Raw genomic sequence first — 14,677 nt, 5'->3', positions numbered from 1 at the left:
CATGATTACGCAAGTAGATGGAATCGCCCCAGCCCTGACAGCACTGCAACTTCGGCAGGTCGCCGATTCGCTGCGGGATCGCAGCCAATTGGGCAGTTTGGCGATGCAGTGGGACTTTGATAGCGACGTCGCGCTGTTAGCCGAAACCGCTCGCGTGATGGGCTTGGAATGGCTTGATACGGAAGATGTCGAAGTGGATCCGTCGGCGTTGGACGGCTTCCCGCTGAAGATGATTCACCGCTACGAAGTCTTCCCGCTTGAAAAGAGCGACAGCTGGATTCGGTTGGCCGTCAGCAACCCGTTCGCGTTCGGCGCCTTCGACACGATCGCCAGCGCTTTGTCGCTGGAGGTCCGTCCGGTCGTCGCGCCGCCTGAAAACGTCCGCCAATTGATCAAGCAAAATTTGGGCGTGGGTGCGGAAACGATTGACGGGCTGATCGCGATGCAGCGTCAGCAGAGCGGCGATGTCCAGATGCTCGAAGAGTTGCAGCTGGACGGATCCGAGGACGCCGAAGCGGCTGCTCAGGCATCCGTCGTTCGCTTGGTCAACGAAATCCTTAGCGAAGCAGTCGAAACGCGAGCGAGTGATATTCACATCGAGGCCCAAGAGAATCGATTGAAGCTTCGCTACCGCATTGACGGTGTCTTGCAACGTCAGAGCGTGCCGCAAGAAATGAACCAGTTCCAAGCGGCGATTGTCAGCCGTTTGAAGATCATGGCAAAGATGAACATCGCTGAAAAGCGAGTGCCACAAGACGGTCGCATCAAATTGCGGGTCGCCGGACGCGAAATCGACTTGCGGGTTTCGATCATCCCGATGTTGCACGGCGAAGGCGTCGTGATGCGGGTTTTGGACAAATCGAACCTGAGTTTGTCGCTGCGTGACATCGGGATGCCGGAAGACACGTATCAAAAGTATCAAAAACTGATTCGGATGCCGCACGGGATCGTGTTGGTCACCGGCCCGACGGGAAGCGGGAAAACGACGACTCTGTACAGCTCGCTGAACGAGATCAAATCCGAAGACACCAAGATCATCACGACCGAAGACCCGATCGAGTATCAGCTTGAAGGGATCAATCAGATCCAAGTCCAACAGAAGGTTGGATTGACGTTTGCGGCTTGCCTGCGAGCGATTCTGCGACACGACCCCGATGTGGTGCTGATCGGTGAAATTCGTGACTTGGAAACGGCAGAGAACGCGACTCAAGCTTCGTTGACCGGTCACATGGTGTTCAGCACGCTGCACACCAATGACGCCGCCGGTTCCTTCATGCGTTTGTGCGACATGGGTGTCGAGCCGTTTTTGGTTGCCAGCACGGTCGAGGGCATCATGGCGCAGCGTTTGGTGCGTCGCCTTTGCTCTAGCTGTCGCCAAGAATACCAACCCAACGTTGCCGACCTTCCAGAAGATTTCCCGCTCGAAAAACTTGACGGCCCGCTGTACATGCCACAGGGCTGTGATCAATGCCGCGGCACTGGCTACCGAGGCCGAATGGGAATCTATGAACTGCTGGTCACGAACGACAAGATTCGCGATTTGGCGACCCAGCGTGCGGCGTCCAATTTGATCAAGAAAGCGGCGATCGAAGCAGGGATGCAAACTTTGCGTAGCGATGGTTGGGAAAAAGCATGCAGTGGCCTGACGACCGTAGAAGAAGTGCTACGCGTTACCAAGGCGGACTGAAAACATGCCAGACTTCGCATATGTCGCCAAAACCGCGACGGGAAAACGGCGTGTCGGCACCATCGCGGCTCAAACGCGTCGGGCAGCGATGCAGCGATTGCGCCAACAAACGTTGTATCCCGTCAGTGTTTCGGATGTGAAACCGGCGTTGGGAAATGTCAACAATTTGCAGTTTCCCCAGCGAGTCAAAAAAGAACAGATCGCCGACCTGTGTACGCAGCTTGCGGACCTGTTGAACAACGGCGTCCCGATGTTGGAAGCCCTGTCGATTTTGGGCGACGTGACGATCAACCCGCGCTTGCAGGTTGCCGCCAAACGGATTCACGATGCCGTTGCCGAAGGTGCGACCCTGGATCAAGCGATGGCGGCCGAGCCCGCGATCTTTTCCGAATTGACGCTCAGTATGGTTCGCGCCGGACAGGAAGGCGCGTTTCTGGAAGAGTCGCTGCAGCGAACCAGCGTGTTCCTGTGCAAACAAGATGAAATGCGTTCGAAAATAGTCAGCGCGTTGGCGTACCCGATCATCTTGGGTGTCGTCGGTACACTGATCACATCGTTGATGATGGTGTTTTTAGTGCCGAAGTTTCAGCCATTTTTTGATCGATTGGAAGCGACCGGATCGGGTCTGCCAATGATCACGGTGCTGTTGTTGGCCGTCAGCCATACCCTGCTGAATTATGGATTACTGTTGCCGATTCCGGCGGTCGCGATCGTGGTTGGCTTGAAGAAATACTTGGCGTCCGATAGTGGACGCACGAACTGGGACACCTGGAAGCTAAAGATTCCCGTGATGGGCGACATCTTTCACGACGCGGCCGTTTCTCGCGCGTGTCGGGTCTTGGGGACCTTGCTTCGCAATGGCGTGCCGCTGTTGAAGTCGCTGAAAATCAGCAGTGAATCGACCGGCAATCGGCTGCTGCAGCAAGCCATGCTGAAGTCGGCCGAAAACATCACGACAGGGGACACGTTGGCGAAACCGCTGGCCGCTAGCGGATTGATTCCGCCCCAGATCATGGCCATGATTCGCATCGCAGAAGAATCAAATACGCTGGACGATGTGCTGGTCAAAATCGCCGACCGCATCGACGGCAAGGTCGAACGGCAATTGGAAGTGATGGTTCGGATGATCGAACCATTGATGTTAGTTTTGATTGGCAGCATGGTCATGTTCGTGATCGTGGGCGTCCTGCTGCCGGTCTTCGATTTAAATTCAACAGTGAACTAAAAGAAAGAAAGTCTTATGAAACGTAGAAGTCGTCAACGCAGCGGTTTTACGCTGCTGGAATTGATGATCGTGTTGATCATTTTGGTCGGGTTGATCGCGATGGTCGGGCCACGATTGTTGGGATCGCAACAGAAAGCGGACATCCGTACCGCCGAGGTTCAAATCGGCAACTTGGCGTCCGCGCTGAAAATGTACGTGGTCGATATGAAGGTGTTCCCAGCGACCGAGGATGGATTGGAAGCTTTGTTGAAAGCACCCGATGACGAGCGGTTGGCTCGCAAGTGGGCGGGGCCCTACATCGACGGCAGCAAGCTGCCGCTAGACCCCTGGGGTAACGATTTTGAATACGAATTTGATGCCGTCGAAGGTGGCAGCAGCAGTTCACAGCCAGCCTTCCCACGCATCTTCTCGGCAGGTCCCGACTCTCAAGCCGGAACCGACGATGACATTGGAAACCAGCCTGCCGAGGGCGAAGATGAGTCGGAATCATCCGACTCGAGTGACGAATAGGCGTCGTTGCGTTTTGAATCGTCCCCGCAACGCCGGTTTTTCTTTGCTGGAACTCATGATCGTGCTGACGATCATGGTTGGGATCGGTGCTGTCGCATGGCCGAGTTTGCGACGTCCGATGGCCGACAGCAGTGTCCAGCAAGCGGCCAGTGAATTGCGTGGACAAATCGCCGATTGCCGGCAAACTGCGGCCGTCCAAGGGGAGCCGCGACTGATGCGGTTTCAGGCAGACCAGCCGCTGGTTTATTCCGGACGATGGACCGACTTGGTCGCCGAACAACTCTCGGACACCCCACCCGACGTTGGCGACGAAGTTGACCGAGACGTGGACGCGTGGGAACTTCCCGTCGACATCGTGGTCGACGAAGTGCAATTCGATCAACAAAGCTACGTCGCGGTTGACCAGTCGTCGGATCCGTCCGTTTCAACCGACATTGAAAAGTCGATGTGGTACCTGCCGTTTTTGCCCAATGGTCAAACACGTGCGGCCGTGATCGTGCTGCGTGACACGGCGACCAACAGCCGAGTTGCGATTGAGATCGAAGCGGTCACCGGAATGATGCGAACGTCCCGGCTATCGGCGGCGCAGCCGATCGGCGCGTCGCAGGCATCTGGGCTGCCGCCGGACGACGGGGGGATTTCCGATTGAATCCACCAATCAGACGACGTAGCGGTTTCTCGCTGATGGAAATGGTCATTGCTACCGCGGTCTTAGCGGGCAGCGGTGTTGCGCTGTTTAGCTTGATCGGACAAGCAACCCAGTTGGCGCAAAAAGCCGAACAGCGGACCGTCGCGCTGCAGATGGCGCAGTCAACGCTGGATGAGTTCATCGCGACCCGCTCGGATGCCGAATCGGAAATGGAGGGCAGCTTTGAATCGGACCCTCGCTGGCGCTACAAGATCGAACTATCGGACGTCGAAGCAAACGGGGATGGTGAATCGAAATTGAAACGAATCGTCGTTTCCATCTATCGTTCGACCGAATCGGGAACCCCGTCGGCAGACAACACTGATTCGGCCGTTGTCAGTTTGGTGCGTTGGATCGGCGCGGCCAAACCGATGTCGACGGTATCCTCGGATGCGTTGGACTTGCCATGAAAATGCATGCCGGTTGTCGACGTGGTTACACAATCCTGGAACTGATGCTGTCGCTGGTCTTGTTGGCGGCACTGATGATGGTCGCATGGTCAATCTTGGGGTCGTATCAAGACGCCGAGCAGCGCGGTTGGAATCAGGCATATCAAATGCAGGTGATTCGAATCGCCCGGGATTGGCTCGAATCGGATGCGGCGTGTTTGATGGAGCCGAGGGTCGCCATGACTCCGTCGGCAATCCAATCACAGTCCTTTCAATCGTCGCCCAACGATCTGCGTCCGTTCCGAGGTGACGAACTAGGCTTCGAAGTCGATGTGGTTCCATCGCTCGACCCGTTGGCGTGGTTGGAAGCGGTCACCAACGCAAACGAACCCCTTTCAACCACGACGCAATCATACACTGCGGCCAATCAAAACACGGCGATCGCGCTGGATCCGATCGCTATCCATCACTTGCGTTATCAGATCGTCACTGGGACTTCCGCACCCAGCGCTGTGAATACAGCGACCACCGATTCGGTCGATGATCTGTTCGATTTGCAACGACAACTGGTGCCAATCGATCGCTGGTCCCAAGCCGATTCGTCGTCCCCGTCGGAAGAGCTTTTGACGACGGAAGATCTGTACCGCATCAGCGATGAAGAACTGCCGGTCGATTCCGGTGACGAGTCCAAGGCGCCGTCGACCAGCATTCGCAATTTGATTGCACCGCGTTTTCGTTACAGCGACGGCAAGCAATGGCTGGGCCAATGGGACAGCCAGCTAAAAGGCGGATTGCCGCGAGCGATTGAACTGAGCTTTGATTTGCCATCGGCATCGACCAGTTACGAAACGATCGATCCGGAGGATGGCGATGCGGAACAGTTCATCGCCGGAGACTTCGACGATATGGCTGAGTCGATCCAGCCGGCGATGGCGGCCGACGCGAGTGCGGATGCAGGCAGCGACGATACCCCACTGATCCGCGACGTTCGAATCGTCGTGTTGGTCCATGGAAGCAGCGTGCAGGGAGACCAGCATGAATAAGCCCCGAAAAGGGATGGCGCTGTTGGTCGTGATGGTGATCGTGACGTTGGTGGCATTGGCGGCCTACGGTTTCAACCAGCAGATGACGGACTCCTACCGAACAAGTCGGCTGCAGATGGAACGGGCACAGGCCCGTTTGACGGTGATGAGCGCGATCGAAGCATTGCAGGTGTCCTTGGAACAGCCGCGCGGCACTCGTTTGAATTGGCATCGGGATCAACCGCAGTCGTTCGTGGCGGTCCCGCTGCAACAGGATGCCGGCACCACGGAAGATTCCGAGCCGCAGTGGATGTTTTCGGTGCTGTCCCCCTCGGACGCTTCGGTCGCAGACATGCAAACCGAAGCTGCCCAAAATTGGCGTTTTGGATTGACCAACGAATCTGCCAAGATCAACCTGATGGTGCTCGATCAGTGGGAACTGGCTTTCCCCGGCCAGGCCCGCAAAGCATTGATGAATTTGCCAGCAATGGATCTGGCGATGGCGCAGGCATTGATGAAGGCCTATGGCATCACCGAGACACAGACCGCCGGCGCGGTCAGCCTGAGTGATCGTCTGGGATCGTTCGCCAGCGACAGCGGTGCCGCCAGCGATGTTGCTGCACCAGGTGGTGCCAGCGACGCAGCTGGCTGGACACGCAAGTGGGCGATGGGTTGGACGGGCGGCGACTGGGATCACAACTACCGACTGGATTCGCTTGAACAGGGTTTGATGGGCGAGCAAAGTTCGCTGCAGGACGGTATCGCTATCGATGCGTTGACCGACTCGGCTCCGCTCGCTTGGCGTGATTATCTGACGTTCGACAGTGGTCAAAAGAACGAGAGTCTGGCCGGTCGCCCGCGAGTTTTCTTGAATGCCACGGACTTGCAAAGACTGCATCAAGACCTGCTGGCAATTTGGCCAGCGGATTGGGCCAATTTTGTGATCGCAGTGCGGCAGTTCGGGATTCCCGCTCAGCGATCCTCCCGCGGTGGAAGTCGACAGGTTTCCGCCGCCGAGTGGACACCGGATTTTTCGATCCCCGCGTCCACGCGAATTGAAAGTCCTCTGGAACTGGTCAACGCCACCGTCGCGATCTCGACGGCAAACGAGGAACCATTCTCGGTCCGCAGCCCATTCTCGGCTGACTTTGGCGACCCCAGTAATTATATTAGAGGTTTGGTCGACGATGTGACGGTCCACCCCAGTGGCGTGATCGTTGGCCAAGTCGACGTGATGGAGGCTCCCCGCCCCGTCCTGCTAGGCATTCCGACGATGACCGCAGAGATCGTCGATCAAATTATCGAGCGACGATCAACGCAGATCGGATCGATCTCGACGACCGGTACCAACGCATCGCGGAACACGATCGCTTGGTTACTGGTTGAAAACGTCGTCGATTTACCCACCTTTATCAAACTGCAACCCTGGATCACCGTTGGAGGCGATTGCTACCACGCTCAAATCGTTGCGTTTCGAGACCCTTTCACGCCTACGTTCCGGTGCACCGCGACGCTAGACGGATCAGCCCCCCAGGCGACTGTGCGAAATTTTCGCCAGTGGGATGCTTGGGGAAAGGGGTTCGCGATCGACGAATTGCGTGGTGAGGCTTCGCCGAGCCAGCCATTGGATCATGCCGGTTCCCACCTTCCTTAATCGCCTGCCCTTCCTTCACTCGTTGAACGCACCATCCAAACGTGGCCCGATCGTGGTCGCGTCTTGGGACCAGGTGAACGTGTACTTCCTGGTGGTGAAGGAACGCAAAGAGGGATTGGTGGCTGTTGCCTGGGGGACGCTGGACCGCGAAGCCGAACGGCCAGCCCTCTCTGTGCTGCATCAACATCTGACAGCGGAAAAGATCGCAGCATCGCGATTGATCCTGCTGTTGCCGCGAACTGATTTGGAGATGACGACGGTTGAGATTCCGCCGGCCGATGCGTCCGAAGTCGCAGCGCTGATACGTGCGGAAGTGGAACAGTTGATTGGCGACGGTGACCACGAACTGGTCGTTGACTACCGGTTGCTTGACGGGGCAACGCCCCCGATCGTCACCAACGCAGCAGCATCATCAGGCGACACGGGCCAGGACAGCGAGGCGGACCCGACGCCCGAAGGCGAAGCCAAGCGATCGCAGACCGCAGCGGCGTTCTCTCTAGAACAGAGTGAATTCACCGCTTGGACCGATTCGGTCAGCCAAACGGGGCTGCAACTGACCGCATTCACATCCCGCCAAACGGCACCCCTGTATCAACTTCGGCAACAACGAGTCTTCCGTTCGTCGTTGTCCGTGTTGATCGTGGTGTACGAAGGCGAAGTCGAACTGTCGTTCTTTCGAGGCAGCCGTTTGGCTTCGCTGCGAACGTTCCGCGCCGGAAGCCACGAAGTTGCCGCGCTGACCGATCAGATCCAGGTGGAAGTGCAACGCAGCGTTTCGCTGATGGACTTTGTGTCGCCCGGCGAAATGCCAGAAATGTTGGTGTTGGTTCGCCGGCCGCGAGATTCAGCGTCCGACGGGACCACCGAATCCGTCGGCAACGATGCCGTGCAAGAAAATTTTGCGGATCATTCACTAACGCTTTGCGAATCGCTGAACGCACGGCCCGTCATCCTGACGATGCCCGTCGACGCTGGTAGCGATCTTGGCAGCGGGCTGGCCAACGTTGCGTCACCCGATCCTGTGTTGACTGCCGCGGCGACGGTGTTTCAAGAGCACCATTTGGCTGTCGACCTGGTCCACCCCAAAGTTCCGCCGGTACCGCCCAATCCGCTGCGACGATGGGCAGCGATCGCGGCCCTGGCACTCGGTTGCCTGGCCATCGGGTCGTATCTGTTGCTAAGCGACGTCGATTCGCTGAAAACGCAGGTGAGTGAAAAGAGGCAAGAGTTGGAGGAAGCGGAACGCGTTGCCGCAAAACTGCAGGAAAAGGCTGACGAGACTCGGATGGTCCAGCAATGGCTTGGCGATCAAGTGGATTGGCTCAGAGAGTTGCAGCGACTGTCCAGTCGGTTCCCCGAAGGACAGCTCGCCAATGTCCGACGATTGTCCGCAGCGGCCGACGGAAGCACCGGCGTGATCGATCTGTCTGTTCAAGTGAACGATCCCAGTCAGGTTGCGGAATTGGAAAACGCACTTCGCGAAGCAAAATTTTCGATCACCAGCAAAAGGGTCAGCGAGCAGACCAATAACGAAGAGTATCCGTGGCAGTTCGAAGCTCGGATCGCTTTTCCGATCGCCCCTATCGACGAACGTGATGAAGAGGTCTTTGTCCAGTCAGCTGTGCTGGCTACGCCGGACAACACCGATCCGCCCGATAGTTCTGATCCGCCAGAACCAGCGACGATGGCAGAACCGACCGCGACATCCGCGCAGTCCGATCCTGCTGACGATTCCAAACTCACCTTGTCGGGGGTATCCCTATGAATGCGGACCGCCGAACGATCTTGCTAGGCGCCGGAGCGCTCGCCGTTGTTTTGATGTACGCGGTCGACACCGGTTACCGGTCGTTGATCGAGCAGCCAAGCCAACGCTACGAAGGCGAATTGAAATCCGTCGAATCGAAGTTGCAAGACGCCAACACATCCCAGATCACGGGTCGGCGATTGGCGAACCAGTTGGACGATTTCGCGGCGCGAGCGTTGCCGTTTGATCCAGCGCTGGCTCGGTCCAGTTATCAAGATTGGCTGTTGCAACTCGTCGAACAGCACAAGATGGAATCCGCCTCGGTGGATGCCGATACGCCACGACCAATCGAAGTTCGTTCACGGGCAAAGAAGCGAAAGTCCAACCTGATTGGTCATCGGATCGGGTTCACGCTGCGGGCGCGGACGACACTCGATCATCTGACCGATTTTCTGCACGGCTTTCACCGGTCTGGGCAACTTCACAAAATCCGCAGCTTCTCGGTGACCCCACTGGTCAACGGCAACCAACTTGAACTGAATCTCGCGATCGAGACGTTGTCGTTGGAGTCGACCGAACGTGAAGGTGATTTGTCGATGTTGGTTCGTGACGAGCAAGCGTATCCGCCCCGTGAGCACTACAAAGAATTTGTCAGCCGCAATCTGTTCGCCAAGGGTTTTTCAAAATCACTTGGGCAAGTTCGATTGACCGCCATCACGCAAAACCGTGCAGGCCAACCGGAAGGCTGGTTTGCCGTGGGTTCGCCTTCGCGAGTCCAGATTGTCGGGATGGATGGAACGCTGGACCTGCCGCTGCATAGTGTTCAAGTCAAATCGTTTGACGAAAGCCGCGTGGAGTTGATGGTCAATGAATTTGATTGCTGGCTATCGCTGGGGCAATCGCTCGGTGACGTGCTAGGGCATCCGACATCCGCACCCTCTGAAACTATCCAAGAAGTGGAAGAATCATGACCGCCACCCATTCATCGAAACCACGCGCGGTCGCTTTGATCGCGATCGCATTGCTGACAAGCCTGTCTGTGACGACATCGGCCGACGCACAATTGTTCGGTGCTAGAACTCTCGGCCAACCGCTAACCAAACGCGCCACGCCTGGTGGCGGTGCGCCGCCCACGATGGAAGCCGCGGGGGTCGTCCAGGGCAACGAGCGGTTTTTGCGAGGCAATCGTTCCAGGAACGAATTTGTCGGCCCCAACCGTGGTGGACAGCAAGGATTTGTTGGCAGTGAACAAGCCGTCGGCGTCGGACGCGTACGGACATCGGTTGAATCGCTTCGCGAGCCGCTAGATCGCTCGGCCCAGATCAATCGGCCTTTTCCGCGGCTGGCCGCCGGAGCGATGTACCACCCGCGTCTATCGATCTCGGTTTCCGAGTTGGCGGACCCGGAATTCGTTTCAGCCGTCACGAGCAAACGCCAGCAAAAGTTAGAAGCAAGATTGCAATTGGCTGCCGGCACACCCATCGAGGTATCCCAGCAGGGCGGTCGGACGGTACTGCGTGGAGTCGTGGAATCGGAAGCAGTGGCTGAAAAACTGCGTATCCTGGCCTCCTTCGAACCACACATTGACCAAATCGAAAGCCAACTGTCGATCGCCCACTCGGCGATCGCCGAGTGATCCAAACCGCCCCCAACACCGGGAAACCCAACAACAAAACTTAGATTCGAACTTAAACTCGAACTCCTGCTCCTACCCGCAATCGCCCACCCTTCTCCTCGCCCCCCGCCGTCCATCACGCAATCAAACCGCCGCAGCCGGCGGCTGCGTCTCCTCGGTCCCCGTATCAAGCATGACGAGTTCGATCGACTTGCCCCGTGCTGTTTTTTTGGCGGGTCAGCGGGTGATTCCACCATCGAAGCACTAGTCCAATAGGATCGTGGACAGTCTTTGCCACGATCGGTGTCGACGGGGTGCCGATCGATCGTAGGATGTGGATGGCAGTTCTGTGCAGTTTCTGACAGACGCACTGAATTCGCAGTTCGGTGTGAACTGCATGCCACAGGATCCAACGCGGCAAGCCGTTGCACCTGGCTTTTCTGAATGCTTCTCTCTGTAGGTTCGCTTTTCATCATGCGCGAATGGTTTCGTTTGGCGACTCGGCAATCGATTGTCAGCCGCGGTCTGGCCTACAGTGTTGTCGTCGGCACCGTGCTTACGGCGATCAATCAGGGCGATATCATCATGGCCGGTCAATGCCAGCCGACGCATTTTGCCAAAATCGGGCTGACCTATTTGGTTCCCTATGTTGTGTCGACGCTGTCGAGTGTCGGTGCGATTCGAAGTTCTGTAAGGAATTCGTGACTGCCGCGTCTATTTGATATCCGGAGCCCAACACTTCATTTGCACGAACAGGCCGCCCTCATGAATACGACGTCTAACTTGATTGCCGACAACGGTGCGGGAGGCAAAACGTCGTCCGCCGCCTCCGATTCGACGGACGCGAACAAACGGATGCTGTTGGTCCTGCGCTGGGCTGCGATGCTGTTGATCGTTGTGTCCGTTCTGGTCATTTTTCGATCGCTGCCGTTTGACCAAGCAATGTCAGCCGGGAAGGTTTGGATTGCGAGCCTCGGATTTTGGGGCCCGGTGGTGTTGGTGTTGATGTATATCGTGGCGACTGTGCTGTTTGTGCCGGGGACGATCCTGACGCTTGCTGCTGGGGCGCTGTTTGGGCTTGGGGTTGGGATGGTTGCCGTTTCGATCGGTTCGACGATTGGGGCCTCGCTAGCCTTTCTGATCGCTCGCTATGGAGCTCGAGAGAAGGTTGCCCGCCTCGCCAAGGGAAACCGTCACTTCGGTGCGATCGATCGCGCGATCGCCGAAGGTGGCTGGAAGATCGTCGGCCTGCTGCGGCTTTCCCCTGCGATTCCCTTCAATCTTCAGAACTACCTGTATGGACTGACCGCCGTTCGCTTTTGGCCCTATGTGGTGACCAGTTGGATTGCGATGTTGCCGGGCACGTTTTTGTTCGTCTACATCGGCCACGCCACCGGCGCAGCCGTCGGTGCCGATCGGCAACGGAGCACAGCCGAATGGGCAATGCTGGTGGTTGGCTTGTTGGCCACGGTTGTGGTGACGGTTTACGTGACTCGGTTGGCCCGCCGCAAGTTGCAAGAACAAGTCAGCGAGACCGCCGACGTCGATAGTGAAGGCGCCGATTCGGTTGGCAGCAGCGACAACCAAGATGGTACGGCGACCGGGCCGAGTGTTCGCAGCGTGATGATGGTGATGGCCGTCGCGGTCGTGTCGGTTGCCGCTGCGGTGTATGTGTTTTTCAACGCCGGCCAGATCGAAAGGTCACTGGTTGGTCTGTTCGGGCCACCCCAGGTTGTGGTTCAAGAATCCTATGCAGCCCATCCGGACGGTCCGACGATCGATCACTCGATCTTGGACAGGTTGCTAAAGAATCACGTCGACGAAAACGGATGGGTGAACTACGGTGCGCTGAGCTCCGACGAAGCTGATCTGGATGCGTATCTATTGTCGATCGCTGAGGCACCTTTCGGCGATCTGGGACGAAACGAGAAATTGGCGTTTCTGATCAACGCCTACAATGCCGCGACATTGAAGTTGATCTTAGATCATCAGCCCATTGATTCGATCATGGACATCCCCGACGCAGATCGCTGGGATGCTGTTCGCTGGAACGTTGGCGGGATGGAACTGAGTCTGAATCAGATCGAACACGAACAGATCCGTCCCCATTTTGCCGAGCCCCGCATCCACTTTGCACTGGTCTGTGCCGCAGTCGGGTGCCCGCCGCTACGCAATGAAGCCTATTTGGCGGATCGTATCGACGAACAGCTTCGGGAACAAACCCTGTATGTGCATGGCCATCGGACATGGTTTGTGTTTGACCCTGAATCGGCAGAGCTTCAGCTTACGAATTTGTACAACTGGTACGGCAACGACTTCGAACAGGCTGCCGGCAGTGTCGTCCAGTTTGCCGCCCGCTATTCCCCCGATTTGGCGGCGACCATCGATGACGGTGCCACGCCGCAGCCGTCCTGGCTGACCTACGATTGGCGGCTCAATAGCGTCGGCAACCAACAGCCACGATAGCGACTGGCAGACGATCCGATCGGCGCTGGAAGCTTGGTGGCAGTCACCTTGGTCCAGCGATGCTGGGCAGGAGTCCAGAACAGTATCCCCTTTTCACCTGCGGCCGTTGATGCGGCGATCCCAAGGAAACGAACTGATATGAATGCGCTGCTACCGCTTGACGAACACAACCAGGAACTCGAATCGAACGTTCACCCTCGGGATTGGACGAATCCGAAACCCAGTCGGCCCTATCACTTGGTGGTCATTGGCGCTGGGACCGCGGGGCTCGTCACCGCCGCTGGGGCTGCGGGATTGGGAGCGCGTGTTGCGATCATCGAACGTGACTTGATGGGGGGCGACTGCCTGAACGTGGGCTGCGTACCGTCCAAAGGAGTGATCAGTGCAGCCAGGGCGGCAGCGGCGGTAAAGAGCGCAGGCGACTTCTCCGTCGATGTTCCCGAAGGCGTCTCGGTCGATTTCGGCGGCGTGATGCAGCGGATGCGCAAGCTGCGTGCCAAGATCAGCCGCAACGATGCCGCTAGCCGTTTTCGTGATCTCGGAATCGACGTCTACTTTGGCCAGGCACAGTTTGTTGATTCGGAAACCGTCGACGTTGCTGGTACATCGCTGAAGTTCAAACGGGCCGTGATTGCAACCGGCGCGCGCGCCGCCGCGCCTCCGATCCCGGGGCTATCCGAGGTCAACTACCTAACCAACGAATCTGTTTTCTCATTAACCGAACTCCCCAAACGAATCGGCATCATCGGGGCCGGCCCGATCGGTTGTGAAATGGCGCAGTCGTTTGCTCAACTTGGCAGCGAGGTGTTCCTGGTTGAATCCGAGCATGGAATTTTGTCGAAAGAAGACCGTGACGCGGCCGAAGTCGTTCATCAGCAGATCGTCAAGGACGGAGTCCACTTGTTGTGTTGCGGTCAGAATTTGGAAATCAAACAGGACGGCGGGATTCGGTTGACGGTGGATTCGCACGGCAAAAGTTACGACGAACCGGTCGATCAGTTGTTGGTCGCGGTCGGGCGTGCACCGAACGTCGACAACATGAATTTGGAAGGCGTTGGTGTCGACTTTGATCGCAAGGGTGTCGTTGTGAATGACAACCTGCAGACCACGAACTCGCGGATCTATGCCGCGGGTGATGTGTGTTCCAAGTATCAGTTCACGCACGCGGCTGACTTCATGGCCCGAATCGTGATCCAAAACACGCTGTTTGCCGTGGGACCGCTGGGGAAGAAAAAGGTCAGCGACCTGGTCATCCCTTGGGCAACCTACACGTCTCCCGAAATCGCTCATGTCGGCCTATACGAGCACGATGCCGAGAAATCGGGGATTGCGATCGATACCTACGTCCAGCATTTCAGTGACGTTGATCGCGCGATTCTAGAAGGCGATGACGATGGTTTCGTCAAAGTTCACACCAAGAAAGGATCCGGCCAGATCCTGGGGGCAACGATCGTCGCCAAGAATGCCGGCGATATGATTTCGGAACTTACCCTGGCCATGGTCAACGAGATCGGGCTGGGGAAGATCGCAGGCGCCATTCATCCGTACCCCACCCAGGCCGAAGCGATCCGCAAACTTGGGGATCAATACGGTCGTACGCGTTTGACACCGTTGAATCAAAAAATTCTGAACCTGCTGCGGCGGATCAACGTCGGTGCCTAAGTGTCGGTGCTTAAG

At 57.2% G+C, this 14,677-nt stretch carries 13 protein-coding genes; all 13 read left to right on the top strand.

All coding sequences use genetic code 11. From position 1 onward, the window contains the following. Nucleotide 1 precedes the first annotated feature (1 nt). Nucleotides 2-1,687, top strand: a complete 1,686-nt coding sequence (locus K227x_RS18170) for a GspE/PulE family protein (protein WP_145171708.1) — start codon at nt 2-4, stop codon at nt 1,685-1,687. Nucleotides 1,688-1,691: 4 nt separating this feature from the next. Next, a complete protein-coding gene (locus K227x_RS18165) occupies nt 1,692-2,912 on the top strand; it encodes a type II secretion system F family protein (RefSeq protein ID WP_145171706.1) in 1,221 nt (406 codons plus the stop codon). A 15-nt stretch (nt 2,913-2,927) separates the two neighbouring features. Next, nucleotides 2,928-3,422 (top strand): type II secretion system major pseudopilin GspG, encoded by a 495-nt coding sequence (gene gspG, locus K227x_RS18160; protein WP_145171703.1) that lies wholly within the window; start codon nt 2,928-2,930, stop codon nt 3,420-3,422. Then, nucleotides 3,355-4,071: a pilus assembly FimT family protein gene (locus K227x_RS18155; protein ID WP_315854314.1), complete on the top strand. Its 717-nt coding sequence runs from the start codon at nt 3,355-3,357 to the stop codon at nt 4,069-4,071. Before gspG ends, K227x_RS18155 begins: the two co-directional genes overlap by 68 nt. Continuing rightward, nucleotides 4,068-4,520: a type IV pilus modification PilV family protein gene (locus K227x_RS18150; RefSeq protein ID WP_218933345.1), complete on the top strand. Its 453-nt coding sequence runs from the start codon at nt 4,068-4,070 to the stop codon at nt 4,518-4,520. The genes K227x_RS18155 and K227x_RS18150 overlap by 4 nt, the downstream gene beginning before the upstream one ends. Continuing rightward, nucleotides 4,517-5,542, top strand: coding sequence for a prepilin-type N-terminal cleavage/methylation domain-containing protein (locus K227x_RS18145; protein ID WP_145171697.1), 1,026 nt, complete (start codon nt 4,517-4,519; stop codon nt 5,540-5,542). The genes K227x_RS18150 and K227x_RS18145 overlap by 4 nt, the downstream gene beginning before the upstream one ends. After that, entirely contained in the window at nt 5,535-7,175 is a 1,641-nt protein-coding gene (locus K227x_RS18140; RefSeq protein WP_145171695.1) for a hypothetical protein, read from the top strand. The genes K227x_RS18145 and K227x_RS18140 overlap by 8 nt, the downstream gene beginning before the upstream one ends. Nucleotides 7,176-7,197: 22 nt before the next feature. Beyond that, on the top strand, nt 7,198-8,940 hold the full coding sequence (locus K227x_RS18135; protein ID WP_218933344.1) for a type IV pilus biogenesis protein PilM: 1,743 nt from the start codon (nt 7,198-7,200) through the stop codon (nt 8,938-8,940). After that, nucleotides 8,937-9,890 carry a hypothetical protein gene (locus tag K227x_RS18130; RefSeq protein WP_145171691.1) on the top strand — a complete coding sequence of 318 codons (954 nt, stop codon included), beginning with the start codon at nt 8,937-8,939 and terminating at the stop codon, nt 9,888-9,890. Before K227x_RS18135 ends, K227x_RS18130 begins: the two co-directional genes overlap by 4 nt. Next, nucleotides 9,887-10,555 (top strand): hypothetical protein, encoded by a 669-nt coding sequence (locus tag K227x_RS18125; protein ID WP_145171689.1) that lies wholly within the window; start codon nt 9,887-9,889, stop codon nt 10,553-10,555. The genes K227x_RS18130 and K227x_RS18125 overlap by 4 nt, the downstream gene beginning before the upstream one ends. A gap of 423 nt (nt 10,556-10,978) precedes the next feature. After that, entirely contained in the window at nt 10,979-11,239 is a 261-nt protein-coding gene (gene nrtS, locus K227x_RS18120; RefSeq protein ID WP_246145900.1) for a nitrate/nitrite transporter NrtS, read from the top strand. 60 nt (nt 11,240-11,299) lie between these two features. Continuing rightward, on the top strand, nt 11,300-13,000 hold the full coding sequence (locus tag K227x_RS18115; RefSeq protein WP_145171685.1) for a VTT domain-containing protein: 1,701 nt from the start codon (nt 11,300-11,302) through the stop codon (nt 12,998-13,000). A gap of 138 nt (nt 13,001-13,138) precedes the next feature. Beyond that, complete coding sequence (locus tag K227x_RS18110) at nt 13,139-14,662, top strand: mercuric reductase (RefSeq protein ID WP_145171683.1); 1,524 nt, start codon at nt 13,139-13,141, stop codon at nt 14,660-14,662. The last annotated feature ends 15 nt before the right edge of the window (nt 14,663-14,677 follow it).

This window comes from Rubripirellula lacrimiformis (genome assembly GCF_007741535.1).
GTDB lineage: Bacteria > Planctomycetota > Planctomycetia > Pirellulales > Pirellulaceae > Rubripirellula > Rubripirellula lacrimiformis.
This window is presented reverse-complemented; position numbering and strand designations above follow the sequence as displayed.